The organism is Spirillospora sp. NPDC127506 (assembly GCF_040302145.1).
Classification (GTDB): domain Bacteria; phylum Actinomycetota; class Actinomycetes; order Streptosporangiales; family Streptosporangiaceae; genus Spirillospora.
In genome coordinates this window covers 99263-123167 of record NZ_JBEORG010000021.1, presented here as the reverse complement: position 1 = coordinate 123167, position 23905 = coordinate 99263, and the positions used below count along the sequence as shown (strand labels likewise).

Below are 23905 nucleotides of genomic sequence, written 5' to 3'. Positions count from 1 at the left end.
AACAAAGCAACAGATTTCGCTTATTTGTTGCGCGCGTCCGGAGGGATCCATGACCAGCGTCCTCGCGCCGCCGCCGCAGGGCAGCGGCCTGAAACCGGTCCCCGGCGTGCCCGGTGTGCCCTACATCGGCAGCACGCTCGCGGTGATGCGCGACCCGATCGGCATGGCCAGGAAGCGGTACGAGCAGTACGGGCCGGTCGCCTGGGGCTGGCTGCTCGGGCAGCGCACCTGCACCGTCCAGGGGCCGGAGGCCGCCGAGGTCGTCCTGGTCAACCGGGACAAGGCGTTCGCGAGCGGGCCCGCGTGGAGCTACTACATCGGGCCGTTCTTCCGGCGCGGCATCATGCTGCTCGACTTCGAGGAGCACCTGCACCACCGCCGCATCATGCAGCAGGCGTTCACCCCGGCGCGGCTGCGCGCGTACATGGAGGCGATGGCGCCCGGCATCGTCCGGGGCGTCGAGTCGTGGCGGCCCGGCCCCGGCTTCAAGGTCTACGACAGCATCAAGCAGCTCACGCTCGACCTCGCCGTGGACGTGTTCATGGGCGTGCGACTGGACGACGCCGAGCGCGCGCGGGTCAACGGAGCGTTCATCGACGCCGTCCGGGCGGGGACGGCGTACGTGCGGTTCCCCGTCCCGGGGTTGCGCTGGCACAAGGGGCTGAAGGCCCGCAAGGCGCTGGAGGAGTTCTTCTACCGGCACCTGCCCGCCAAGCGCCGCGACGGCGGCGACGACCTGTTCGCCGCCCTCTGCGCGGCCGAGACCGACGACGGCGCGCGGTTCACCGACGAGGACGTCGTCAACCACATGATCTTCGCGCTGATGGCGGCGCACGACACGACCACCATCACGCTGACGACGATGGCCTACCACCTGGCCAAGTTCCCCGAATGGCAGGAGCGGCTGCGCGAGGAGTCGCTGAGCCTCGGCAAGGCGCAGCCGTCCTACGACGACCTCGGCTCCTTCACCGGCATCGACATGGTGATGAAGGAGTCGCTGCGCATCCTGCCGCCCGTCCCGGCGCTGCCCCGCAAGGTCGTCAAGGACACCTCCATCCTCGGCTACCACGTCCCGGCCGGCACGATGGTCGTGGTGCCGATGCTCAGCAACCACCACATGGCGCAGTGGTGGCCGGACCCGGAGCGGTTCGACCCCGGGCGGTTCTCCCCGGAACGCCGCGAGGACAGGGTCCACAAGTACGCGTGGGCCCCGTTCGGCGGCGGCGCGCACAAGTGCATCGGGCTGCACTTCGCCGGGATGCAGGTCAAAACGATCCTGCACCAGGTGCTCCAGCGCTACCGCTGGAGCGTCCCCGCGCGGTACGAATGGCCCCTGGACACCACGTCCCTCCCTTCGCCGAAGGACGGGCTTCCCGTCCGGCTCGAACCCCTGGAGCAGAAATGAGCAAGGTCGTCGCCATCACCGGAGCCGCGCGGGGGATCGGCCTCGCCACGGCCCGCGCCCTGAAGGCCAAGGGCGCCACCGTCGTCATCGGCGACATCGACGAGGCCGCCGTCAAGGACGCCGCCGAGTCGCTCGGCGTCACCGGCCTCGTGGTGGACGTCACGTCCCGCGAGTCGTTCACCGCGTTCCTCGACCGGGCCGAGGAGGCCGCCGGGCCGCTCGACGTCCTGATCAACAACGCCGGGATCATGCCGATCGGCCCGGTCACCGACGAGAGCGACGCCGACGCCCGCCGCTGCATCGACATCAACGTGCACGGCGTCATGCTCGGCACCAAGCTCGCCCTCGGCCGGATGCTGCCGCGCGAGTCGGGGCACGTCATCAACATCGCCTCGCTCGCGGGCGTCATGTTCACGCCCGGCCTCGCCCTCTACAACGCCAGCAAGGCCGCCGTCGTCGGGTTCACCGAGGCGACCCGGCTGGAGGTCCAGGACCGGGGCGTCCACGTCAGCGCCGTCCTGCCGACGTTCACCAACACCGAGCTGGTCGCCGGCACCCGCAGCCCCAAGGGGCAGAGGAACTGCGAGCCGGAGGAGATCGCCGCCGCCATCGTCGAGCTGATCGGCAGGCCGCGCCCGCAGGTCGCGGTGCCGAAGAAGCTCGGCACGCAGATCAAGCTGGGCGCGCTCCTCCCCGAGCGGTTCCGGCAGGCGACGTCCCGCCGGCTCGGGCTCGACAAGATCTTCCTGGAGTACGACCCCGACGCGCGCAAGGAGTACGACGCGCGCATCCGGTCCGGCGGCTGACCCCTCGGCCCCGCCGCTCAGCCCCGCCGCGCCTTCCGCGCCTTCCGGCAGGCGCGGCGGGCCTGCGGCAGGTGGCGGACGGCCTCGGGCAGCAGCGGCCGCACCCGGTTCCCCGCCCGGACCGCCGCCGCGAGCCGGACGCCGGATCCGGTTAGGGTGCTGGTCATGACGACGGACGCCACGGCCTCGGACGCGCTGCTGGCGCGGCTCGCCGCGCCGGACAGCGGTGCCGACGACCTCGACACCCGCATCCTGGACGCCGCGCTCGCGGAGTTCGAGACCTACGGGCTGCGCAGGGTCAGCGTCGAGGACGTCGCCAAGCGCGCGGGGGTCGCGCGCACCACCATCTACCGCCGGTTCAGCAACAAGGAGCAGCTGCTCCAGGCGGTGATCCTGCGGGAGTGCCACCGGTTCCTCACCGCGATCGCCGAGGCCACCGACGACCTCGAGTCGGCCGAGGACGCCGTCGTGGAGGGGTTCGTGGTCGGCCTGCGCAGCGCCCGCACGCACCCGCTGATGACGCGCGTCCTGGAGAGCGAGCCGGAGGCGTTCCTCCCGCAGCTCAGCATGAACGGCGGCGCGGTGATGATCGCCGCCCGCGACATCCTCGCCGACCGGCTGCGCCGCGCGCGCCCCGGCGACGCCGAGGACCACAACACCGTCGCGGAGGTGCTGCTGCGGCTCGCGGTGTCGCTGCTGCTGCTCCCGGGCGGCGGGCTGCGGCTGGACGACGAGGACGCGATCCGCGCGTTCGCCCGCGGCTACCTCACCCGCATGCTCCAGCCCGCGCCCGGGGGCGTGTAGAAGGCCGTGCGGAAGGAGGTGGAGCGGCGTTCCGCCGGCCGCCTCCGTCCCGTACGCTCGGCTCATTGAATCTCGTTCTAGAATCGGAGGCGGGGCATGGAGCCGGTCGTCGAGACGTCCTACGGGAAGGTGCGCGGCAGGACACGGGACGGCGTCACCGCCTTCCTCGGCATCCCCTACGCCGCGCCGCCGTTCGGGCCCGGCCGCTTCCGGGCGCCGCGCCCGCCCGAGCCGTGGGACGGCGTCCGCGACGCCTTCGAGTACGGGCCGACCGCGCCCAAGCCCGGCTACCCGCCGCCGTTCGCCGCGCTGCTGCCCGACCCCGTGATCCCCGGCGACGACTGCCTGAACCTGAACGTCTGGACGCCGGGCCTCACCGGCGCGGGAGGGGCGGGCCTGCCGGTCATGGTGTGGATCCACGGCGGCGCGTTCCGCAACGGGTCCGGCGCCGTGCCGGTCTACGACGGCCGCAACTTCGCCCGCGACGGCGTCGTCTGCGTGACGATCAACTACCGGCTCGGCGTGGAGGGCTTCGCCAACCTGCCCGGCGCCCCGCTCAACCGGGGGCTGCTCGACCAGATCGCCGCGCTGGAGTGGGTGCGCGACAACATCGCCGGATTCGGCGGCGACCCGGACGACGTCACCGTCTTCGGCGAGTCCGCGGGCGGGATGAGCGTCACCACGCTGCTCTCCCTCGACCTCGGGCTGTTCCGCCGCGCGATCGCGCAGAGCGGCGCCGGCGGCATCGCGCAGGACCCGGACGACGCCATGCTCGTCACCCGGGAGATGGCCGCCCGGCTCGGGATCGAGCCGACCGCGGAGGCGTTCGCCGCGCTCGACCCCGCCGCGATCATCCCCGCGCAGGCGTCCGTCGCCGCCGAGGTCTCGATGACGCCCGACCCCGTCCGCTGGGGCGCCACCACCGCGGCGGGCGGCATGTCCCTCACCCCGGTCCTCGACGGCGAGCTGATCACGCGCCGCCCCGAGGACGCCATCGCCGCCGGCGCCGGGCGCGACGTCGACCTCCTCATCGGCTACACCTCCGAGGAGTTCCGCTTCTTCCTGATGCCGACCGGCATCGCGGCCCAGGCCACCGACGAGGTCGTGGACTTCGTCGCCGGCGGCATGGGCGTCCCGTCCGGGCTGCCCGCCGCCTACCGCGACCGGCACCCCGGCATGGCACCCGGCGAGCTGATGGCGACGATCATCACCGACCACCTGTTCCGCATCCCCGCGAACCGGGCCGCCGCCGGGCACACCGCGTCCGGCGGGCGCACCTGGATGTACGAGTTCGCGTGGCGGTCCCCGAACCACGGCCTCGGCGCCTGCCACGCCCTGGAGCTGGGCTTCGTGTTCGACAACCTGACCGCCGAGCCCGACGGGCTGACCGGGCCGAACCCGCCGCAGCCGCTCGCCGACCGGATGCACCGCCACTGGGTGCGGTTCGCCGCCACCGGCGACCCCGGCTGGACGCCCTTCGACCCGTCCACGCGGGCGGTGCGGCTGTTCGACGGGCCGTCCGACGCGACCGTCCACGACCCGCGCGGGGACGTCCGCAAGCTCTGGGACTAGAGCCGTTCGACGACGTGCTCGGCGATGGCGAGCGAGGACGTCGCCGCCGGGGACGGGGCGTTCCGGACGGTCACCACCGGGCCGACCCGCCCGATGCGGAAGTCGTCGACGAGCGACCCGTCGGGGTCCACCGCCTGCGCGCGGACCCCGGCGGGAGCCGCGACGACGTCCGCCGCCGCCAGCTCCGGGACGAAACCGCGCGCCTCGGCGACGAACGCGCGCTTGACCGCCGACCCCCACAGCTCCTTCGCGCCCGTCCGCCAGTGCCGCACCGCCAGGCGCCGGAAGCCCGGCCAGCGGATCGTCTCCCACAGGTCGGCCGGGCGGACGTCGCGGCGCCGGTACCCCTCCCTGGCCAGCGCCAGGACGGCGTTGGGGCCGACGTCCACGCCGCCGTCCACGCGGCGCGTGAAATGCACGCCGAGGAACGGGTAGCGGGGGTCGGGCACGGGGTAGATGAGGCCGCGGACCAGGCCGGTCCGCGACGGGACGAGCCGGTAGTACTCGCCCCGGAACGGGATGATCGCCGGAGCGGGCGAGTCGCCGGCGAGCCGCGCCACCCGGTCCGACTGGAGCCCGGCGCACACCACGAGCCTGTCGAACCGCAGCTCCTCGCTCGCCGACGCGACCGCCACGCCGTCGCCGGACCGCCCGATGCGGACGACCTCGAAGCCGAGCCGCACCTCTCCGCCGCCCTCGGCGACGTCGCCGGCGAGCGCGCGGGCGACCGCCGGGAAGTCCACGATCGCGGTGGTGGGGGAGTGCAGCGCGGCGACTCCGGCGGCGTGCGGCTCGATCTCCCGCAGCCCGCCGCCCGGCAGGCGCCGCAACCCCGGAACCCCGTTGGCCGCGGCGCGCCGCTCGATCTCGTCCAGCGCGGCCACCTCGGACGCGTCGCGGGCGACGACGACCTTGCCGCACTCCACGTAGGGGAGGTTCCGGTCGGTGCAGTATTCCTTGAGCAGCGCGATGCCGCGCCTGCACAGCGTCGCCTTCAGCGATCCCGGCGCGTAGTACAGGCCCGCGTGCGCGACGCCGCTGTTGCGGCCCGTCTGGTGGGCCGCGACGCGGTCCTCCTTGTCGAGGACCGTGACCGTCACGTCAGGGCGCGTCTCGGTCAGCCGGCGCGCGATGGCCAGCCCGAGGATCCCCGCGCCGACCACGCCGACCCGTGTCTCCGCCACACCCGCACCCTAGCGGGCGCCCGGAGACGCCCCGCGGGTCAGCTCCCGAGGCGCTTGCGCCCCTGCGCCCGCAGCCGCCTGCGCTGGGACGGGTCGAGCATCATGTACCCCACGAGGGGTGCGCCGATGACGCCGAGGATGATCAGTGCGCTCAGCCACCAGGGGAAGACGAACAGGGTCAGGAAGCCGACGACGACGCCGCCGATCACTAGCTTGGTCTGGGTCGACATCTGGTACCTCCGTTTACGGGCCGCCCATCCTGTACAACGGCCGTCCCGCGACCGCTGTTCCACGATATGTCGCGAGTCGCGCGGTTGGCCATGGGGATCGATCCCGCCTCGGGGTCGGTATGCCCGGCGCGGGACGATCGGATGCGCGCCGGACGCGCGGATCCTCAGATGCGGATCCTCAGATGCGGAGGGAGAGCTGGCCGCCGCCCAGGGTCCGCAGGACGTCGGCGTGCAGTCTGCCGTTCGTGCACACGACGCTGCCGCCGTCCGGGCCCGGCACGCCGGACAGGTCGGTGAACATCCCGCCGGCCTCCTCCACGATGACCTGAAGCGCGGCGAGGTCCCACAGCGACACCTCGGGCTCGGCGGAGATGTCGACCGCGCCCTCGGCGACCATCATGTGCGACCAGAAGTCGCCGAACGCCCGCGTCCGCCACACCGAGCGGGTCAGGTCGAGGAAGTGCGTGAGGCGCCCCTGCTCCTCCCAGCCGCTCAGGCTGGAGAACGACAGGGACGCGTCCGACAGGTCGCCGACCGACGACACGGTCATCCGGGCGGCGCGGGTGAGGCTGCGGCCCGTCCAGGCGCCGCCGCCCCGGGCCGCCCACCAGCGCCGGTTCAGGGCCGGCGCCGACACCACCCCCACGACGATCTCGTCGTTCTCCATCAGCGCGATCAGCGTCGCCCACACCGGGACGCCGCGCACGAAGTTCTTCGTCGCGTCGATCGGGTCGATGATCCAGCAGCGGTTCCCGTACCCGGTCTTGCCGTACTCCTCGCCGAGCACCGCGTCGCGCGGGCGGGCCCGCTTCAGCGTGCCGCGGATCTGCTCCTCGACGCTGCGGTCGGCGTCGCTGACCGGCGTCAGGTCCGGCTTGGTCTCGATGGCCAGATCGAGGGCGCGGAAACGCCTGGTCGTGATGTCGTCGGCCCCGTCCGCCAGCACGTGCGCGAGACGCAGGTCATCGGAATAGCCCGCCACGGCGTGCAACGCTACCCTGATCACCGCCTGTCCAGACACACTTACCCGTGCCGATCCGGCTTTTCGGTCGGCCGGACGTGGCACGCCGGGCGCGAACGCCGGTGCCGCGGGACCGGCAGTGGCAGCATGGGGCCATGCCGCACGACCTTCCCGCGTGGGTGGCCGAGCTGACCGACCCGCGCCGGGCCGCGACGCTCGACGAGCTCGCCGACCGCCTCGTCCCGCTGGCCGAGCACGCCATCGACGTGTCCCGCCGATTGCAGGCGCAGCTCAACGAGCTCAACGACCCGTTCAAGCGCGAGGCGCTGTACGGCCGCGTGGAGCGGCTGAAGGCCCGGGTGGGCGAGGCCCTGGACGAGATCACGGCGGAGATCGCCGCGTCCGGGGAGGAGCGCATCGAGCGGGTCTGGGCCGAGCACGCCGGGCCCGGCGAGCACGGCGCCCGGGAGCGGGAGCTGCGCCGCCTGCTGGACCGCGACGTCGTCCCCGCGCTGTCCAGGCAGCAGCGGGACGTCGCCGAACGCGTCGCCCGGCGCACGTCGGAGGCCCTGGAGGAGGCGACGCAGACGCTGCTCACCCGGGTGGAGGAGCTGGCGAGGGCCGTCACCGACCTGATCCACGACGTGCTGCCGCTCGCCCGCGAGGGCCTGACGCTGGCCAGCCGCATCTCGGCCCTGTCCGGCCACGCCCGGAAGGCTGGCCGGGGGCCCGTCCCCGACGAGCTGCAGGACGCGGGCGCCGAGACGTCCCGCGCGTTCGACGAGGCCGTGGCGCGGCTGGAGCTGGAGTGGTCCGCGCTGGGCGCCCGGTCGGCGACCGTGCGGGCGGCGCTGCGCGGCGCGGAGGAGAGCGCGTTCAGCCACGTCACCGAGGAGATGACCCGGTGCGTGGAGGAACTCGCGCCCCGCCACCTCAAGGCCCTGAACGAGGCCGAGGCCAAGGCCCGCACCCTCTTCGAGGAGCCGCGCGGCTAGGACCTCATGGTCAGGCTCCGCAGGAACTGCTCGTAGTACTCGACGCTCTCGTCCCAGTGCGCCCGGTCCGTCGCCAGCAGGACCTGGTAGAGGACGCCGCCGGCCTCGAACACCCGCACCCGGGTGCGGCCCGGCGTGCCGTTCTTGGTGAAGGTGAACTGCAGCTCGGCCGCCGGCGCGTACTTGTAGGGGACGCCCCGGTCGAATTTCTCCTGCTTGAAGTCGGGGTAGGCGTCCTTGTCGTTCTTCATCTGGCCGATGGCGGATGCGAGCCCCTCCCCGGGGTTCTGGAAGGACGAGCCGAGGCGCTGGAACGCCAGCCCCCGCGTGACCCCGTCCGCCGGGTCGGTGAACGTCACGTCGTCGCCCTCGGCTTCCTCTTTCCAGCCCTGGGGGACGGCGGCCGTGAACGAGGAGCCCTGGTAGAGGCGGTACCCCGGCGGCGCGGAGCCCCGCGCCGCCGGGGACGAGCCGGTCGCGGACGAGGACGCGCCCGGCCGGCTCCCCGGGGCGTCGTCGCCGGTCCGGGTGAACAGCACGACCGCGGCCACGGCGACGGCCAGCGCGGCCGCGAAGATCCCGGCGGGCACGATCAGCTGCCACGGCACCCGCCGCGGCGCCGGGGGCGGGGGCGACGGCACCGTCGGGGCGGGCTCGGGCGGCGGCAGCGTGATGTCCTGCGGCGGCCGCGCCGGGGCGAACGACGGCGCCGGCGAGCCCTGCGCGGCCCGGCGCAGCAGCCGCTCGGCCTCGTCCCGCCCCATCCGCTCGCCGGGGTCCTTGCGCAGCAGCCCGTGCAGGACGGGCGCCAGCGGGCCGGCGAGGCGCAGCGGGTCCGGCTCGTCCGACAGGACGGCGGCCATCACGCCCCACACGTCCGGGCGCCCGAACGGCGGGCGGCCCTCGACGGCGGCGTACAGCGTCGCGCCCAGCGACCACAGGTCGGACGCCGGGGTCGCCTTCTGGTGCCGGGCCTGCTCGGGCGCCACGTACGCGGGCGACCCGATGATCGCGCCCGCCTGGGTGAGCGTCTCGTCGCCCGCCACGGTCGCGATGCCGAAGTCGGTGAGGACGGCCCGCCCCGGCGCCATCAGCACGTTCCCCGGCTTGACGTCGCGGTGCACCACCCCGGCCGCGTGCGCGGCGCCCAGCGCGTCCAGCAGGTCGAGCCCGATCGCCGCGACCCGCGCGGGCGGCAGCGGCCCCTCCCGCGAGATGACCTTGTCGAGCCCCTCCGCCCGGACGAGCCGCATCACGATCCACGGCCGGCCGTCCTCCTCGACGACGTCGTAGACCGTCACGATGCCCGGATGGTCGAGCCGGGCCGCCGACCGCGCCTCCCGGAACGTCCGCGCGTACAGCCGCTCGACCTGGGCGTCGTCCAGGCCGTGCGGCAGCGACACCTCCTTGACCGCCACCTCGCGGTCGAGGGTGCGGTCGCGGGCGCGCCACACCGCGCCCATGCCGCCCCGGCCCAGCAGCTCCAGAAGCTCGTAGCGCGCCGCGATCATCTGAGGCATGCAGCGACCCTACCGACGCGCGCGGCGGCCGTCGCGGGCTATTCGGCGTCGGACTCGCGGCTGGAGAGCAGGCGGCGCAGCGAGTCCAGGCGGGCCCGGGACGCGCGGCCCTCGGCGACCCAGCCGTCCAGCCCGCAGTCCTCCTGGAAGTGGTCGCAGTGCGGCGGGCAGCGCTCGGCGGCGCCCTCCGCGAGGTCGTCGAACGCGTTGATCACGTTCTCCGGGTCGACGTGCGCCAGCCCGAAGCTGCGGACGCCCGGGGTGTCGATGATCCAGCCGTCGCCGCCGGGGAGTTCGAGCGCGATCGCGGACGACGAGGTGTGCCGCCCGCGGCCGGTGACCGCGTTGACGTCGCTGACGGCGCGTTCGGCGTCCGGGACGAGGGCGTTCACCAGCGTCGACTTGCCGACGCCCGAGTGGCCGACGAGGACGGTGGTGCGGCCGGCCAGGTGGGCGCGCAGCTCGTCCAGGTCGCCGCCGCGCCGGGTCACCGCGTAGGGGACGCCGAGCGGCGCGTACTCGGCGACGAGGGCGTCCGGGTCGCCGAGGTCGGCCTTGGTGAGGCAGAGCAGCGGGTCCATCCCGGCGTCGTAGGCGGCGACGAGCTGCCGGTCGATCAGGCGGGGGCGGGGCTCGGGGTCGGCCAGCGCGGTCACGATGGCGAGCTGGTCGGCGTTCGCGACGATGATCCGCTCGAACGGGTCGGTGTCGTCGGCGGTGCGGCGCAGCGCCGAGGTCCGCGGCTCCACCCGGACGATGCGGGCGAGCGTGTCGGGGTCGCCGGACACGTCCCCGACGAGCGCCACCCGGTCGCCCACGACGACGCCCTTGCGGCCCAGCTCGCGGGCGCGCATCGCGGTGACGGGACGCTCGTCGCGGGTGCCCGGGTCGACCAGGCAGCGGTACCGGCCGCGGTCCACCGCGGTGACGAAGCCGGGCGAGGCGTCCTCGTGCGCGGGACGGCGGCGGGTGCGCGGCCGCGACCCGCGGCGCCCGGGCCGCACCCGGACGTCGTCCTCGTCGTAGTCGTGTACTCGTCGAGCCAGTGTCCGCCCCTGCCGTCAGGCGGGCGCCAGCATCGACGCCCACTGCCGAGTGAAGTTCGGAAGAGTCTTGCCCACGGTGCCCGGATTCTCCACATCGATGCCGGGAACGGCCAGGCCCAGCACCGCCGCCGCCATCACCATCCGGTGGTCGTCGTAGGTGCGGAAGACGCCGCCGCGCAGCGGGCGCGGGCGGATCTCCAGCCCGTCCGGCAGCTCGGTGACGTCGCCGCCGAGCCCGTTGATCTCCGCGGCCAGCGCGGCGAGCCGGTCGGTCTCGTGGCCGCGCAGGTGCGCGATGCCGGTCAGCCTGGACGGGGAGTCCGCGAGCGCGCAGAGGGCCGCGAGCACCGGGGTCAGCTCGCCGACCTCGTGCAGGTCGGCGTCCAGGCCGGAGAACCCGCCCCGGCCGCGCACCGTCAGCCCGTCCGGACCGCGGGACGCCTCGGCGCCCATCGCGGTGAGGAGGCCGCGCAGCGCGTCGCCCGGCTGGGTCGTCTCCGCCGGCCAGCCCGGCACGGTCACCCGGCCGCCGGTGACGAGCGCGGCGCCGAGGAACTGCGCCGCGTTCGACAGGTCCGGCTCGATCACCCAGTCGCGGCCCCGCAGCGGGCCGGGGGCGACGCGCCAGAGGTTCTCCTCCGTCTCGACGACCGCGCCCGCCTCGCGGAGCATCCCGACGGTCATCGCCAGATGCGCCGCCGACGGCACCGGCGGCCCCTCGTGCCGGACCTCGACGCCCTTCTCGAAGCGCGGCGCGGCCAGCAGCAGCCCCGACACCAGCTGGGACGACCCGGACGCGTCGATCACGACCCCGCCGCCGTCCACCGAGCCCGCGCCCCGGACGGTGAACGGGAGCGCGCCCCGCCCGCCGTCGTCGACGACGGCCCCGAGCGCCCGCAGGGCGGTGATGAGCGGGCCCATGGGCCGCTCCCGCGCGCGGGGGTCGCCGTCCACCGACACCTCGCCGGACGCGAGCGCCGCGACCGGCGGCAGGAACCGCATCACCGTCCCGGCCAGGCCCGTGTCGACGTCCGCCGGGCCGCGCAGCTCACCCGGGACGATCCGCCAGTCCCCGCCGTCCTCGGCGATCCCCGTGCCGAGCGCGCGGAGCGCGGCGGCCATCAGGTCGGTGTCGCGGCTGCGCAGCGGCCGGACCACCCGGCCCGGCGCGGCGGCGAGCGCGGCCAGCACGAGCGCCCGGTTGGTCATCGACTTCGAACCGGGCAGCGGCACCGTGGCGTCCACCGGGGCGTGCGCGACCGGGGCGGACCAATGCGGAGAGGGCATGCCCCAAGGTTATCGGGCCGGCCGGATCAGAGGGGGATGGTGAGGAGCGTCCCGCCGGTGTCGAGCCTGACCGCGAAGCTCTCGATCTGCTGCCGGTCGAGGCCCGTCCCGCCCTGCATGACCAGCGGCTTCGGCTGCCCGGGCACGCCGTAGCCCTCGTCGGGGACGCGCCAGCCGGCGACGACGCTGCGTTCGCCCGCCTTCGACACGGCCTCCAGGTGGCACCGCAGCGGCCCCTTGACGCCGCGCAGCTCCAGGCTCACCTGCGTGCCCCAGCCCTTGTCGACCAGGCCGACCGTCCCGGACACGCCCGTGCCCGCGTCCTTCGCGCTGAACTGCTCGCCCATGACCGACTGCGCCGCGGGCGGCTGCTTCTGGCCGGCGCCCTCGTCGCCCAGCGCCGCCCCCACCGCGATGCCCGCGCCGAGGGCCACCGCCGCGGCGGCGGTGCCCACCGCGTACGCGCCGCGGCGAAAGCGCCGGTCCGCCCTCCGCCGCCGGCGCATCATGTCGATCACCGGCGCCGGGGGTGTGGACGGCTCGTCCTCCTCGGCGGCCGCCTCCGCGCCGGGCTCGGCCGCGCCGGGCGCCAGCTCGAAGAGGGCGCCGGCCGCCCCGGACAGCTCGCCCAGCTCGGCCTGGCAGCGGCCGCACCCGTGCAGATGCGCCTCGAACGCCCGCCGGTCGGCGTCTTCGAGAAGGCCCAGGGCGTAGGCGCCGACGTCGGTGTGCTCGATCTGGGAGCTCATGAGGTCACCCCCCTCTCCTCCAAGGCGACGCGCAGGGCGCGCAGCGCGTAGTACACGCGGGACTTGACCGTCCCGACCGGGATGCCGAGGTACTCGGCGGCCTGGTTCACCGTACGGTCGCGCAGCACCGTCTCCGTCAGCGCCTGCCGATGCGCGGGGGAGAGGGACTCCAGCGCCTCCGTCACCACGACCTTGCGCAGCAGGCCGTCCATCTCGTCCGCCATCGGGAGGTTCTCCAGGGGGCCGTCGCCGACCTCCGGCGGCCTGACCTCGCGCTGCCGCCGGTTGTCGATCACGATACGCCGGGAGACCGTGGCCAGCCACGGCATCAGCGAGGACGTCCGGTCGTCCAGCCGGTCCGCGCTGCGCCACGCCCTGATCATGGTCTCCTGCACCACGTCCTCGGCCCACTGGCGGTCACCGCCGGTGAGCCGGAGCACGAACGCGAGGAGGGGCCGATGGTACTCGCGGTACAGCTCCGCGACGATCTCCTCGTCGCTCGCGGCCGATGGCGGCCGCGCCGTGCCGGGGCGGCGGAGCAGGCTCCGCAGCCCGCCGGTCGGGCGACCGGTCGATCCGGGAAGGGCCATGGCCGGGGCGTCTCCGTTGAGGTGGGGCGGTCGCCGAGCGGGGCTCGCCGACTGGTCGGTCGCGGGCGGGGCTGGAGGACGGTATGCGGTCACCTGGCAGTACGGGACCGCGCCGCTCCGCGGTTCAACGGCCTTGAGGCTCTTTTAAGGTTTTCTTCGGGAAGTCAGCGCTTGACCGCCTCCCTGACCTTCCCCGCCTGGGCCGCCGTGCCCGCCTTCACGGTCCGGCCGGCCTTCACCGCCTTCGCCGCCTGGGTGGCCGTCCCCGCCTTCACGGTCTTGCCCGCGGCCTTGCCGGCCTTCGCGGCCCGCCCGGCGCGGAGCGCCGCCATCTCGCGGATGTCCGGGTTGCCGCCCTGGGAGAACAGGCCGCCCCTGGACCGGCCGCGGGACCCGAGGCGGCCCTTCAGCGCGCCGGTCGCCTTGCCCGCCTTGAACGTGCCCGCGGCACCGGCCTTGCCCAGCACGCCGCCCGCCTTGGCGCTCTTGAACAGGCCGCCCTTGCCCGCCTTTCCGGCTTTGAACAGCCCGCCCTTGCCGGCCTTTCCGGCCTTGAAGAGCCCGCCGCCGGCCTTGCCCGCCTTGAACAGGCCGCCGCCCCGCTTGGCGGCCGGCTTCGCCCTGGCCGCCTTCGCGGCCTTCTGGGCGGCCTTGCGCCCGCCCTCCGCGCGGGCGATCCGGATCTGCCGCGCGGCCTCCCGGCGGGCGTCCCGCAGCGTGGCGGCCGCCTCCCTGCGCATCGCCTTGGCCTCGGCGCCGGTCCTGATCTGCGACTCGCGCATCGCGCGCCGCAGCTCCGCCGTGCGGGGCGGGCGGCGCGGCTCGGTCGCCGACATCAGCAGCGCGCCGAACAGCGCGGCGTTCTTCAGCAGGTGGGAGCGCTCATCGGCGCGGCGCTCGGGGTCGCTCTCGGTCCAGTAGCGGTGCTCGGTCGCCAGCGCGGGGATCAGCTCCACGGCGAGCATCAGCGTCGTCAGCCGGCGGAGCTTGCCGGTCAGCAGCAGCGCGCCCGTGCCGAGGCTCAGCGCGCCCTCGATGCGGACGAGGGTCTCCGGGTCCTTCGGCATCCAGTCGAGCCGGTCGGCGACCGGCTTGACGGCCGGGCCGACCTGCTCGGCGCGCTCCCGCGGATCGCGGATGGCGTCCAGGCCGGTCATGATGTAGGGCGCCGCCACGAGGGGGCGGGCCAGGGTCGTGAAGGGTCGCATGACCCTCTCCATGCCCAGCGCGCCGCACCTCAAGCGCGACCGGCCGGTGTCCCAGGCTCGTGGTGTCATGGGACGCATGTGCGGACGCTATGCCACCACCCGCGCGCGTCAGGAGCTGCTGGACGAGTTCCAGGTGCAGCTCGACGCCGTCGACGGGGATCTCCAGCCTGACTACAACGTCGCCCCGACGAAGCAGGTTCCGGTCGTCCTGAACCGGCGCCCGAAGGACGCCCCGGAGGAGGAGCCCGCCGTCCGGCAGCTGCGGACGGTGCGCTGGGGGCTCGTCCCCTCCTGGGCCAAGGACCTGTCCATCGGGTCGCGCATGATCAACGCCCGGTTCGAGACCGTGCACGAGAAGCCGTCCTACCGGCGGGCGTTCGCCCGCCGCCGCTGCCTGCTGCCGGCCGACGGCTATTTCGAGTGGTACACGCTCCAGAACCAGGGCGACGCGCCGGACCCGGCCGAAGGCGAGAAGAAGGCCAAGAAGAAGCCGCAGAAGCAGCCCTATTTCATCCGCCCGAACGACGGCTCCGTCATGGCGATGGCCGGGCTGTACGAGTTGTGGAAGTCGCCGGAGGACGAGTGGGTGTGGACGTGCACCGTCATCACCACCGAGGCGCCGGACGACCTCGGCCGCATCCACGACCGGATGCCGATGATCGTCGAACCGGACCGCTGGGACGCCTGGCTCGATCCGGAACTCACCGACACCGAGCGGGTGCGCGGGCTCCTGGTCCCCGCCATGGCCGGGACAATGGACGCCTACCCGGTGTCAAAGGCGGTCAACAGCGTGCGAAACAACGGGCCCGAACTCATAGAACCGCTGATTTCTGGGGATAGTCCGGGTAATCCGTCCGACAGTTTGTTCTGACCGCCGCCGCCTCGGGGGAGGGAGTGCGCACCATCGTGGACATCGCCGCCGCCCGTTCCCGCCTTGAGGTCATGCTCGCCGATCTGGAGCGGTCCATCGCCATTCTCCGCGGCGAGACGCCCGAGCACGACAATTCCGCGGCGGACGCCGGCGCCGGCCTCACCGCGCACGACCGCGTGGAGGCGGCGCTGGAATCCCTGGAGCGCCATCGCGGCGGGGTGGCCGCCGCCCTGGAGCGCATCGACGCCGGCGCCTACGGCCGGTGCGTCGACTGCGGTGAGGCGGTCCCGGAGGGCCGCCTGGAGGCCCGTCCCGACGCCGCCCGCTGCATCACCTGCCAGGCGCGCCGCGACCGCAGGCGCTAGCCCGCGCGGCGTGCGCTCGCCAGGAGGTGGACGCCCAGCGACTCGTCCCCCTGCGGGGCGTTCAGCTCGGTGCGGACGAGGCGGGGCAGGGCGCGGGGCGACTCGGCCAGCACGTGCTCGACCGTCGAGGGCGACAGCACGGTGCGCGGCCTGATCCACTCGACCTCAAGGCCGGCGTCGCCGAGCAGCTCGCGCAGCTGGTGGGACGAGAACGAGCGCGTGATCGTCCCGTCCGGCCAGGGGACGAGGACGACCTCGGCGCTCGGCACGTCCGACAGGTGCGCCCAGTAGTTCCGCTCGGCGAGCAGCGCCATCCCGAGGGTGAGGGAGTCGACGCAGAGCAGGACGCGGCCGCCGGGGCGCAGCACGCGGGCGATCTCGGCGATGGTGGCCTCGGTGGCCAGGTGCCGGGACAGCACCCGGTTCTCCGCGACCACGGCGTCCACCGAGGCGTCGACCAGGTAGGAGAGCGTTCCAGAGTCGCCCACCAGCGGGATCGTGCCCCGCACGGGGCGGCGGGTCTCGTCCCGGGCCGAGCGGCCGGCGCGGTCGGGGTCGCGCACCTCCAGCACCGCGTGGCCGGCCGCGGCGGCGTGGCCGGCGCTGCGCCCGTGCCCGCCCGAGATGTCCAGCACCCGCGACGGCCTGCGCGGCAGCCAGCGGGCCAGCTGCGCGTCGGCCACGGCCCGGTAGAACGTCCAGTAGCGCGCCAGGGACTCCCCGGACGCGGCTCCGGAGCCGTCGCGCAGGCTGGCGATGGTGGGCTCGGAAGGTCGCGCCGAAGGCACGGAGTGCACCGATTGCTCCTGTTCTCCGCGTGTATGTGACATCCTTCCCCGTCCGGGGCCGGTCATCACCCTGAGTGACCCGCCGGCGGGCCGCTCCGGGAATCGGCGGGGCCGTTCCGGTGTTGCACCGTCTCACAGCGAGCAACACGGAGGTGCAAGCCGATGACCACAGCCGTCGCCGATGGGCAGCGGAGAGCCGGGACGGCGATCCGGGGCGACGCACGCGCACCCGTCCGCATCGGAAGGCCGCGCGGACCGATATCGTCTGTGGGGTACGACGCCGCCGGCCCAGTCGGGGCCAAGGGCGCCACAGCCGAGGGGGTGGGTCAGGTACCGGGCACCACGGAGACCGTGGAGCAGCGCCAGGAGCGGTTCCAGCGCGACGTGCTCCCGTTCTTGGACCAGCTGTACTCGGCCGCGCTGCGCATGACGCGCAACCCGGCCGACGCCGAGGACCTCGTCCAGGAGACCTTCGCCAAGGCGTTCGCGTCCTTCCACCAGTTCAAGGAGGGCACGAACCTCAAGGCGTGGCTCTACCGCATCCTGACCAACACGTTCATCAACTCCTACCGCAAGAAGCAGCGCCAGCCGCAGCAGGCCGCCACCGAGGACATCGAGGACTGGCAGATCCACCGCGCCGAGTCGCACACCTCGAGCGGGCTGAAGTCCGCGGAGGCCGAGGCGCTGGAGCACCTGCCCGACAGCGACGTGAAGCGGGCGCTGCAGGACCTCCCCGAGGAGTTCCGCATCGCCGTGTACCTCGCCGACGTCGAGGGCTTCGCCTACAAGGAGATCGCCGAGATCATGGGCACGCCCATCGGTACGGTGATGTCCCGCCTGCACCGCGGCCGGCGCCAGCTCCGCGGCATGCTGGAGGACTACGCTGAGGACCGCGGGCTCACCCGCGCCGGCAGGGGGTCATCATGAGCTGCGGCAACCACCACGAAACGCCGTGCGACGAGGTCCTGGCCCGCGTCTACACCTATCTCGACGGCGAGCTCGACCAGGGCGGCTGCAGCGAGGTCCGGCAGCACCTCGACGAGTGCGGGCCGTGCCTGCGCGAGTACGGGCTCGAAGAGGCCGTCAAGAAGCTCGTGAACAAGTCCTGCGGCTGCGAGCAGGCGCCGAGCGACCTGCGGTCCAAGGTGCTCGGCCGGATCGAGGAGATCTGCGGCGAGATCAAGGCCACGGGCGGCGCGGAGAAGACCGAGAGCGCCTGACCCCGGGCGCTCGGCCGCGAGCGCCTGGCCGGGAGCGGCCGACCGGGAGCGGCCGACCGGGAGCGGCCGACCGGGAGCGGCCGACCGGGAGCGGCCGACCGGGAGCGGCCGCGGCGCCGCTCCGGCCCGCCGCCCCTTCGGTATCGTGCTGCGGGTGCTCGCACTCGTCACCGGCGCGGCCGGATTCATCGGATCCCATCTCGTCGACCGGCTCCTCGCCGACGGCCACGAGGTCATCGGCGTGGACGACATGACGTCCGGCGCGAACGTCCGCCCCGGCGTGGAGCTGTGGGAGATGGACGTCGCCGACCCGGCGCTGGTGGAGAAGGCGGCGGTGCGGCGGCCCGAGGTGATCTGCCATCTCGCCGCGCAGGTCAGCGTCCGCGCCAGCGTCTCCGACCCGCTCGCCGACGCCCGCACCAACGTGCTGGGCACCGCCAACGTGCTGGAGGCCGCGCGCGCGGCCGGCGGGCGGAAGGTGGTGTTCACCTCCAGCTGCGCGGTGTACGGGGTGCCGGACGCGCTGCCCGTCCCCGCCGACGCCGAGCTGCGGCCCGCGTCGCCGTACGCGGCCTCCAAGGTCTCCGGCGAGGTCTACGCGGGCATGTACCGGCGGCTGCACGGCATCGACTTCACGACCCTGACGCTGGCGAACGTCTACGGGCCCCGGCAGACCCCCGAGGGCGAGGCCGGCGTCGTCTCCATCTTCACCGACGCGCTGCTGTCCGGCCGCCCGACCAAGGTCTACGGCGACGGCACGCAGACCCGCGACTACGTCTACGTCCTGGACGTCGTGGACGCGTTCGCCCGCGCGGCCGGGGACGCGGGCGGCGGGCGCCGCTTCAACGTCGGCACCGGCGTGCAGACGACCGACCGCGACCTGCACACGCTGGTCGCCGAGGCGGCGGGCGCGCCCGACGACCCGGAGTTCGCGCCGCCCCGGCTGGGGGACCTGCCCGCGATGGCCGTCGACCCGCGGGCGACGCGGGAGGTGCTCGGCTGGGAGCCGAAGGTGGGCCTCGCCGAGGGGATCGCCGAGACCGTCGCCTGGGCGCGCGAGCGCGATCCCGCGCGGGCCGCAGGGCGCCGCTGAACACGCCTGGACACGGCAGAACACGCCTGAACACGTCTGGGCGCGGCAGAACGCGCGCACGCCCGGCAGAATTCGGCTGCATACCCCAAAACACGGGCTTGTCGTATTGTAGCCATTTCCTTGGGGTGAGTCTTTTTGATCCGAGAGGTACGGTACGTCGTACCCCGCGGGTCGCCGAGGCGAAAAGGCGCGGGGCCGCCGGCGCATTCGGCGCGGGTCGCCGGTGCATTCGCCGATGCACGTGCATTCTGTTGTGCAATCGGGTTGTGCGCTTACGTTGGGTGCATTCGCCGGGGCAATTGATCACCTATGGTGACGGTCGGTTCACGCTTTGCTCAGTTTTTCCCTCACGCCTGTGTGACCTGGGCAGTTCGCGTTAAGCTTGTGCCGAAATCAGCGACGGGAGCACGTGCGCGCCGATGCAATTCGGGGTATGTGCTCGCCCGGGAAGCCGGGCCCGCGCCCGGCCCCGGACGGAGGTCGGCCGCGAGGCCGGGACGGCCCGGTTCGGCGGGGGGAGGCAAGGAGCCATGCTCAAGCGTGTGTCGCCGGCAGGACACGGCGGGCGCCCGAGCGCCGCGGCGTCGTCGCTGATGCTGACCAAGGGCGTGTCCTGGGTCTAGGTGCCGGCAGGCGCACAGCACCCCGGCGGCGGCCCGCCATCTCGTCACTCCCCGAGGGGCGGCAATGCGTGGACTACCTCTCGCTGCCTGGGCGTACGTATGCGGTGTGGTGGCCCTCGCGGCCGGGCTCATCGCGACGTCGTCCTTCGCGGAGCTGGACTGGAGCAAGCTGGCCGTGCTGGCCCTGCTGTTCCTCGTCTGCGACTCGGCGCCGGCGCGGCTGAACATCGCGCGCGCCCGGGTGTCGCTCAGCTTCGCCGCGAGCCTGGCCTCGGTGGTGCTGCTCGGCCCGGTCGGCGCCGCGCTGCTCGGCCTGGTCGCCGTCGTCACCGGGCAGCGGTTCTTCGCCCCGGTCAAGCGGATCTTCAACGGTGCGCAGTTCGCGCTCAGCGGCTTCATCGCCGGGACCGTCTTCGACCTGCTCGGCGGCGCCCGCTTCCACCCCGAGCAGGCCCGCTGGGTGGAGAACGTCATCGGGCCGTTCCTCGGCGCGCTGGTCACCTTCGTCCTGGTCAACCTGACGCTGATGGGCGGGGTGCTGCTGCTCAGCCGGCAGACGACGCCGCGCGAATGGCTGCACGAGAGCGGCCAGCTCGCCGTCGGCTGCCTCGGCTACGGCATGGTCGGCCTGCTGATCGCCGGGCTGTGGCCGCGCGTCGGGCCGTTCGCCGCCGTGCTCGTCCTGCTCCCGCTGTTCATCGCCCGCTGGGCGATGGACCAGGCGTACGCGCAGCAGCAGGCGCACGCCGCGACCCTCGCCGCGCTGTGCCAGGCGGTCGAGACCAAGGACTTCTACACCCGCGGGCACTCCGAGCGGGTCTCCCGGGGCTCGGTGATGATCGCGCAGGAGATCGGGATGCGCGCCGACCGGGTCGAGGCGATCCGCTACGCCGGGATGCTGCACGACGTCGGCAAGCTCGGCGTCCCCACCAAGGTGCTGCAGAAGTCGGGCGCGCTGACCGAGGAGGAGTTCGCCGCGATCCAGCTGCACCCGATGCGCGGGCTGGAGATCGTCCGGGAGATCGGGTTCCTGGACGAGGCGCTCGCCGGGATCATGCACCACCACGAGAAGATGAACGGCCGCGGCTACCCGATGGGCCTCGCCGGCGACGAGATCCCCGAGTTCGCCCGGGTCATCTCGGTCGCGGACGCCTTCGACTCGATGACCTCGACCCGCTCCTACCGGGCGGCCCGCAGCATCGAGGAGGCCGTGGCCGAGCTCCGCCGCGGGATGGGCGACCACTTCGACCCGGAGATGGTCGAGGCGTTCCTGCGGGCCCTCGACCGGGAGGGCTGGGAGCCGCCGCGGCCGGTCGTCCTGCCGGACGACGCCGTCGCCGAGACCACCCAGCAGGACCACGACGACCCGAGCCGGCCGCTGCGGGTCACCGGCGGCGACGAGGTGCGGCACCAGTGACGACGAGCCGGATCCCCGCCCGCGAGCGGGCCGCGTGGCAGACCATCGACTCCGGCCAGCTGCTGCTGATCGCCACCGCCGGGCTGTTCGTCGTCGTCGCGGTCACGCAGGTCGCGGCCGTCGGCCTGCACCAGCCCAACGTCGCGATCATCTTCGGCGTGCTGATCGCGCTGGGCGAGCTGTTCCGCATGGTGATGCCCGGCAACCGGGAGGTCGCGCCGATCGCCAGCGCCGGTGCGATGGGGTACGCGCTGCTGGTCGGCGTCGGCCCCGAGGGCGCCCCGCCGGACGCGCCGCTCGGCGTCGTCCCGGCCGAGCACTCCGCGCTCCAGGTCGTCGCGGTCACCGCGGTGGGCATGCTCGTCGGCTCGCTGCCGCACATCGCGGTCGGCCGCACGCCGCGCCCGGACGCGATGGCGCGCCGGCTGTTCACCGTCGCGGTCATCGCGCTCTGCTTCCGGCCGGTGCTGGGCCTCGACCTCGCCTGGTACCTGCTGCTGGCCGTGATGGGCGTGGTGGTGATCGGGTCGTGCTTCACCGACGTGCTGATCGCCGCGATGATCCGGGCGGAGACCGTCCGGGCCCGGTTCGGCATCGCGCTGCGCGACGAGATCAGCGCGAAGATGGCGCTGTGCGCCGCGACCAGCGCGACCGCCATGCTGATCGCGGTCGCCACGACCGCGATGGGCGAGGCCGCGCTGCTGATCTTCACGGTGCCGATCCTGGTGACGCAGTTCGCGTTCCGCCGGTACGCGGGCATCCGCGCCACCTACCTGGAGACGGTCCGCGCGCTGTCGCGGGTCACCGAGGTCGGCGGCTACGTGGAGGCGGGCCACTCGCGGCGCGTGGCGCGGCTCGCGGTCGCGATGGGCCGCGAGCTCGGCATGACCGAGGAGGAGCTGCTCGAACTGGAGTACGCGGCGCTGATGCACGACATCGGGCAGCTGTCGCTCGGCGACCCGATCCCCGGCGGCGCGACCGTGCTGGCGTCCCCGGCCGAGCAGCGCCGCATCGCCGAGCTGGGCGCCGAGGTGATCAAGCAGACCGGGGTGCTGGACCGGGTCGCGCACATCGTGCAGCTGTCCTCGCACCCCTACCGGGCGGGCCGCGAACCCGTCGGCGACTCCGGTGAGCGGCCGATCCCGCCGCCGCTCGCGGGCCGCATCATCAAGGTCGCGAACGCCTACGACGACCTGGTGGGCGATTCCGCCGACCGCGACCGGGGCGCCGCCGTGCTGGAGCGGCTCAGGCTCGACTCGGCCGCCGAGTACGACCCGGCGGTCGTGGAGGCGCTCAGCCGCGTGCTGGACCGGCGCCCCCGCCCGTAGCGGGCCTGCACCGCCGCGACGCCGGCCGTGATCGCCGCCGCGGACGTCCACAGCAGGAGGGCGCCGAGGTGCTGGTCGTCCAGCGGTGACGCACCCCAGCGGCGGCCGAGGCTCCCGTACCAGTCGCCGCCGAGCACCGTCCCGTACCGCGTCAGCGCCATCCCGGCCAGCGCGTGCAGCGGCAGGACGGCGAGCGGGACGAGCGTCCCGGCCGTCCCGCGGTAGTAGGCGAGCCCGACGATGACGAACACGACCATCGCGAGCGAGTGGAGGGCGTGGTTGCTGAGCGACGGCGGGAACAGCGGCGACGCGTACCACGCGTAGAGGGTGAGCAGCAGCAGCGCCGACGCCGCGACCGGGTGGCCGAGCGCCCGCAGGCCGCGGCTGCCGGCGGCCGCGGCGAGCAGCGTCCGGCCCTCGCCGCGCATCGCCCGCAGCGCCAGCCGCACCGGCGCGCCGTACAGCAGCAGCGCCGGCGCGGCCACGCCGACGAGGACGTGCTGGATCGCGTGCGCGCTGAACAGCACCATGCTGTAGCGGGAGATGCCGCTCGCGGTGCCGAGCAGCAGGACGAGCAGCCCGGCGGCCCACGCCGCGGACCGCCGCAGCGGCCAGTCCCGGACGCGCACGAGGCCCAGCCCGTACAGGACGGCCCCGGCGGCGATCAGCACGAAGAACAGCGGATCGACCCACCAGTCCAGCAGGTAGGGGCCCGCCCCGGCCGGGCCGGGCAGCGGGAAGCCGAGCCGGAGCGCGGTGACGTCGAGGGTGCCGGGGGCGTTCTCGGGCGTGGGCGTCCTGGACAGCCCGGCGGCGAGCGCCATCGTCGCCGCCATCACGAGGGTCTCCGCCGTGCCGAGCCGGAGGAAGGCGCGCGGGCCCGTGCCGTCCCGCAGCGCCGGGATCGTGGTGCGGCGGTGCCACCAGCCGAACGCGCCGAGCGCGGCGAGCGCCGCGCCCTTCGCCACGACCAGCATCCCGTACCGCGACCCGAGGTGGACGCCGCCGAGCCGCACCCACGCGTTCACCGCGCCGCTGACCCCGACGACGGCGAACGCGACGAGCGCGAGGGAGCTGTAGCGTTCCACGACCCGGACGAGGCCGCCCCGCGCGCCGTCCGGGCCGTCCGGGGAGGGGTGGTGCCCGGCGCCCCGGGGGAGCCCGCCGCGGACGTCCGGCGCGACGGTGACCAGGGCGACGAGCCCGCCGACCCACAGCGCGACGCCCAGCACGTGGGCGGCGAGGCTGTAGACGGCGAGTGCGTGGTTCGAGGCGCTCGCGGCGTGCCCGGTGAACAGCGGCGGCAGCATGCCGGCGAGCGCGCCCGCGAGGAGGTACCCGGCGCCGCCCGCGGCGCGCGGCAGGCTCGCCGCGACCGCGATGGCGACCGCGGCGGCGAGGACGATGAGCAGCGCCCGCCCCTGCGGCAGCTCGACGAGGAGCGTCCGCATCATGTCGCCGGTGACGCCCGCGAGCCCGACCCCGAACAGGTCGAGGACGGTGCACACGATCAGCGCGAGCGTGCACAGCGCCCACAGCAGCGCGGTCAGCGACGCGGCGCGCAGGCAGCGGCGGCCGAGCGGGGACGCCCCCGGCACGAACGCGGCCGCGACGAGCAGCCAGCCGACCGTGAGGACGGCCGCGACGTCGCCGCCGAGCTTGGCGACCGACAGGCCGATCTTGGTCAGCGCGCCCTCCTGCGACAGCCCCGGCGTCGCGCTCGCGGTGAACGCGCCGCCGACCCGCAGCACGAACGCGAGGACGACCAGCGCGAGCGCGGCGGCCCCGATGACGAGCATCGCCCGGTCGGTCCGGGCCGAAGGCCGATCCGGGGTCGCCTCAT

General features: G+C 74.2%; 23 protein-coding genes and 1 pseudogene. 12 read left to right on the top strand and 12 right to left on the bottom strand.

All coding sequences use genetic code 11. From position 1 onward, the window contains the following. Positions 1–49: 49 nt before the first annotated feature. Positions 50–1405, top strand: a complete 1356-nt coding sequence (locus ABTW95_RS20995; protein ID WP_396445711.1) for a cytochrome P450 — start codon at positions 50–52, stop codon at positions 1403–1405. Next, positions 1402–2211, top strand: coding sequence for an SDR family oxidoreductase (locus ABTW95_RS20990; RefSeq protein WP_396445710.1), 810 nt, complete (start codon positions 1402–1404; stop codon positions 2209–2211). The genes ABTW95_RS20995 and ABTW95_RS20990 overlap by 4 nt, the downstream gene beginning before the upstream one ends. A 17-nt stretch (positions 2212–2228) precedes the next feature. Here ABTW95_RS20990 and ABTW95_RS20985 read toward each other — a convergent pair whose 3' ends face one another. Beyond that, positions 2229–2378 carry a hypothetical protein gene (locus ABTW95_RS20985; RefSeq protein ID WP_396445709.1) on the bottom strand — a complete coding sequence of 50 codons (150 nt, stop codon included), beginning with the start codon at positions 2376–2378 and terminating at the stop codon, positions 2229–2231. On the opposite strand from ABTW95_RS20985, the gene ABTW95_RS20980 reads away from it, so the two are divergent. Next, positions 2377–3015: a TetR/AcrR family transcriptional regulator gene (locus tag ABTW95_RS20980; RefSeq protein ID WP_396445708.1), complete on the top strand. Its 639-nt coding sequence runs from the start codon at positions 2377–2379 to the stop codon at positions 3013–3015. The two genes, ABTW95_RS20985 and ABTW95_RS20980, sit on opposite strands and share 2 nt — an antisense overlap. A gap of 96 nt (positions 3016–3111) precedes the next feature. Further along, positions 3112–4587, top strand: coding sequence for a carboxylesterase/lipase family protein (locus ABTW95_RS20975; protein WP_500227140.1), 1476 nt, complete (start codon positions 3112–3114; stop codon positions 4585–4587). Here ABTW95_RS20975 and lhgD read toward each other — a convergent pair. The 3 genes from lhgD to hisN all read right to left on the bottom strand — a co-directional run bounded on the left by lhgD (position 4584) and on the right by hisN (position 6983). Then, positions 4584–5771: an L-2-hydroxyglutarate dehydrogenase gene (lhgD, locus tag ABTW95_RS20970; protein ID WP_396445705.1), complete on the bottom strand. Its 1188-nt coding sequence runs from the start codon at positions 5769–5771 to the stop codon at positions 4584–4586. The genes ABTW95_RS20975 and lhgD overlap by 4 nt on opposite strands. Before the next feature lie 38 nt (positions 5772–5809). Then, the gene (locus ABTW95_RS20965; RefSeq protein ID WP_396445704.1) at positions 5810–6001 is read right to left on the bottom strand and encodes a tail-anchor membrane protein; all 192 of its coding nucleotides are present in this window, start codon (positions 5999–6001) and stop codon (positions 5810–5812) included. 178 nt (positions 6002–6179) lie between these two features. After that, entirely contained in the window at positions 6180–6983 is an 804-nt protein-coding gene (gene hisN, locus ABTW95_RS20960) for a histidinol-phosphatase (RefSeq protein ID WP_396445702.1), read from the bottom strand. A gap of 134 nt (positions 6984–7117) precedes the next feature. Between hisN and ABTW95_RS20955 the strand changes: the two genes are divergently transcribed. Continuing rightward, on the top strand, positions 7118–7957 hold the full coding sequence (locus ABTW95_RS20955) for a hypothetical protein (protein ID WP_396445701.1): 840 nt from the start codon (positions 7118–7120) through the stop codon (positions 7955–7957). Here ABTW95_RS20955 and ABTW95_RS20950 read toward each other — a convergent pair. The 6 genes from ABTW95_RS20950 to ABTW95_RS20925 all read right to left on the bottom strand — a co-directional run bounded on the left by ABTW95_RS20950 (position 7954) and on the right by ABTW95_RS20925 (position 14357). Then, positions 7954–9477 (bottom strand): serine/threonine-protein kinase, encoded by a 1524-nt coding sequence (locus ABTW95_RS20950; RefSeq protein ID WP_500227139.1) that lies wholly within the window; start codon positions 9475–9477, stop codon positions 7954–7956. The two genes, ABTW95_RS20955 and ABTW95_RS20950, sit on opposite strands and share 4 nt — an antisense overlap. A 38-nt stretch (positions 9478–9515) precedes the next feature. Next, positions 9516–10481 carry a ribosome small subunit-dependent GTPase A gene (gene rsgA / locus ABTW95_RS20945; RefSeq protein WP_396445699.1) on the bottom strand — a complete coding sequence of 322 codons (966 nt, stop codon included), beginning with the start codon at positions 10479–10481 and terminating at the stop codon, positions 9516–9518. Positions 10482–10538: 57 nt separating this feature from the next. Continuing rightward, positions 10539–11810: a 3-phosphoshikimate 1-carboxyvinyltransferase gene (gene aroA / locus ABTW95_RS20940; RefSeq protein WP_500227138.1), complete on the bottom strand. Its 1272-nt coding sequence runs from the start codon at positions 11808–11810 to the stop codon at positions 10539–10541. A gap of 26 nt (positions 11811–11836) precedes the next feature. Next, a complete protein-coding gene (locus ABTW95_RS20935; RefSeq protein ID WP_500227137.1) occupies positions 11837–12559 on the bottom strand; it encodes an anti-sigma factor family protein in 723 nt (240 codons plus the stop codon). Further along, positions 12556–13149 carry a sigma-70 family RNA polymerase sigma factor gene (locus ABTW95_RS20930; protein ID WP_396445696.1) on the bottom strand — a complete coding sequence of 198 codons (594 nt, stop codon included), beginning with the start codon at positions 13147–13149 and terminating at the stop codon, positions 12556–12558. The genes ABTW95_RS20935 and ABTW95_RS20930 overlap by 4 nt, the downstream gene beginning before the upstream one ends. Before the next feature lie 164 nt (positions 13150–13313). After that, on the bottom strand, positions 13314–14357 hold the full coding sequence (locus tag ABTW95_RS20925) for a DoxX family membrane protein (RefSeq protein ID WP_500227136.1): 1044 nt from the start codon (positions 14355–14357) through the stop codon (positions 13314–13316). Positions 14358–14433: 76 nt separating this feature from the next. Here ABTW95_RS20925 and ABTW95_RS20920 point away from each other — a divergent pair, with 76 nt between their 5' ends. Beyond that, on the top strand, positions 14434–15228 hold the full coding sequence (locus tag ABTW95_RS20920) for an SOS response-associated peptidase (RefSeq protein WP_396445693.1): 795 nt from the start codon (positions 14434–14436) through the stop codon (positions 15226–15228). 23 nt (positions 15229–15251) lie between these two features. Continuing rightward, entirely contained in the window at positions 15252–15593 is a 342-nt protein-coding gene (locus ABTW95_RS20915) for a TraR/DksA family transcriptional regulator (RefSeq protein WP_396445692.1), read from the top strand. Here the strand turns inward: ABTW95_RS20915 and ABTW95_RS20910 are convergent. Beyond that, complete coding sequence (locus tag ABTW95_RS20910; RefSeq protein ID WP_396445691.1) at positions 15590–16390, bottom strand: class I SAM-dependent methyltransferase; 801 nt, start codon at positions 16388–16390, stop codon at positions 15590–15592. The two genes, ABTW95_RS20915 and ABTW95_RS20910, sit on opposite strands and share 4 nt — an antisense overlap. A gap of 312 nt (positions 16391–16702) precedes the next feature. On the opposite strand from ABTW95_RS20910, the gene ABTW95_RS20905 reads away from it, so the two are divergent. From ABTW95_RS20905 to ABTW95_RS20885, 5 genes are all read left to right on the top strand, one after another. Further along, positions 16703–17308, top strand: coding sequence for a sigma-70 family RNA polymerase sigma factor (locus tag ABTW95_RS20905; protein ID WP_067633376.1), 606 nt, complete (start codon positions 16703–16705; stop codon positions 17306–17308). Further along, the gene (gene rsrA, locus ABTW95_RS20900; protein ID WP_396445690.1) at positions 17305–17601 is read left to right on the top strand and encodes a mycothiol system anti-sigma-R factor; all 297 of its coding nucleotides are present in this window, start codon (positions 17305–17307) and stop codon (positions 17599–17601) included. Before ABTW95_RS20905 ends, rsrA begins: the two co-directional genes overlap by 4 nt. 154 nt (positions 17602–17755) lie before the next feature. Beyond that, positions 17756–18694, top strand: a complete 939-nt coding sequence (locus ABTW95_RS20895; RefSeq protein ID WP_396445689.1) for an NAD-dependent epimerase/dehydratase family protein — start codon at positions 17756–17758, stop codon at positions 18692–18694. Positions 18695–19381: 687 nt separating this feature from the next. After that, positions 19382–20734, top strand: coding sequence for an HD-GYP domain-containing protein (locus ABTW95_RS20890; protein WP_396445688.1), 1353 nt, complete (start codon positions 19382–19384; stop codon positions 20732–20734). Beyond that, positions 20731–22062, top strand: a complete 1332-nt coding sequence (locus ABTW95_RS20885; RefSeq protein WP_500227135.1) for an HD-GYP domain-containing protein — start codon at positions 20731–20733, stop codon at positions 22060–22062. Before ABTW95_RS20890 ends, ABTW95_RS20885 begins: the two co-directional genes overlap by 4 nt. Positions 22063–22082: 20 nt before the next feature. Here ABTW95_RS20885 and ABTW95_RS20880 read toward each other — a convergent pair. Continuing rightward, positions 22083–23372: pseudogene (locus tag ABTW95_RS20880) on the bottom strand (bifunctional copper resistance protein CopD/cytochrome c oxidase assembly protein); the annotation flags it as partial. Positions 23373–23905 lie beyond the last annotated feature (533 nt).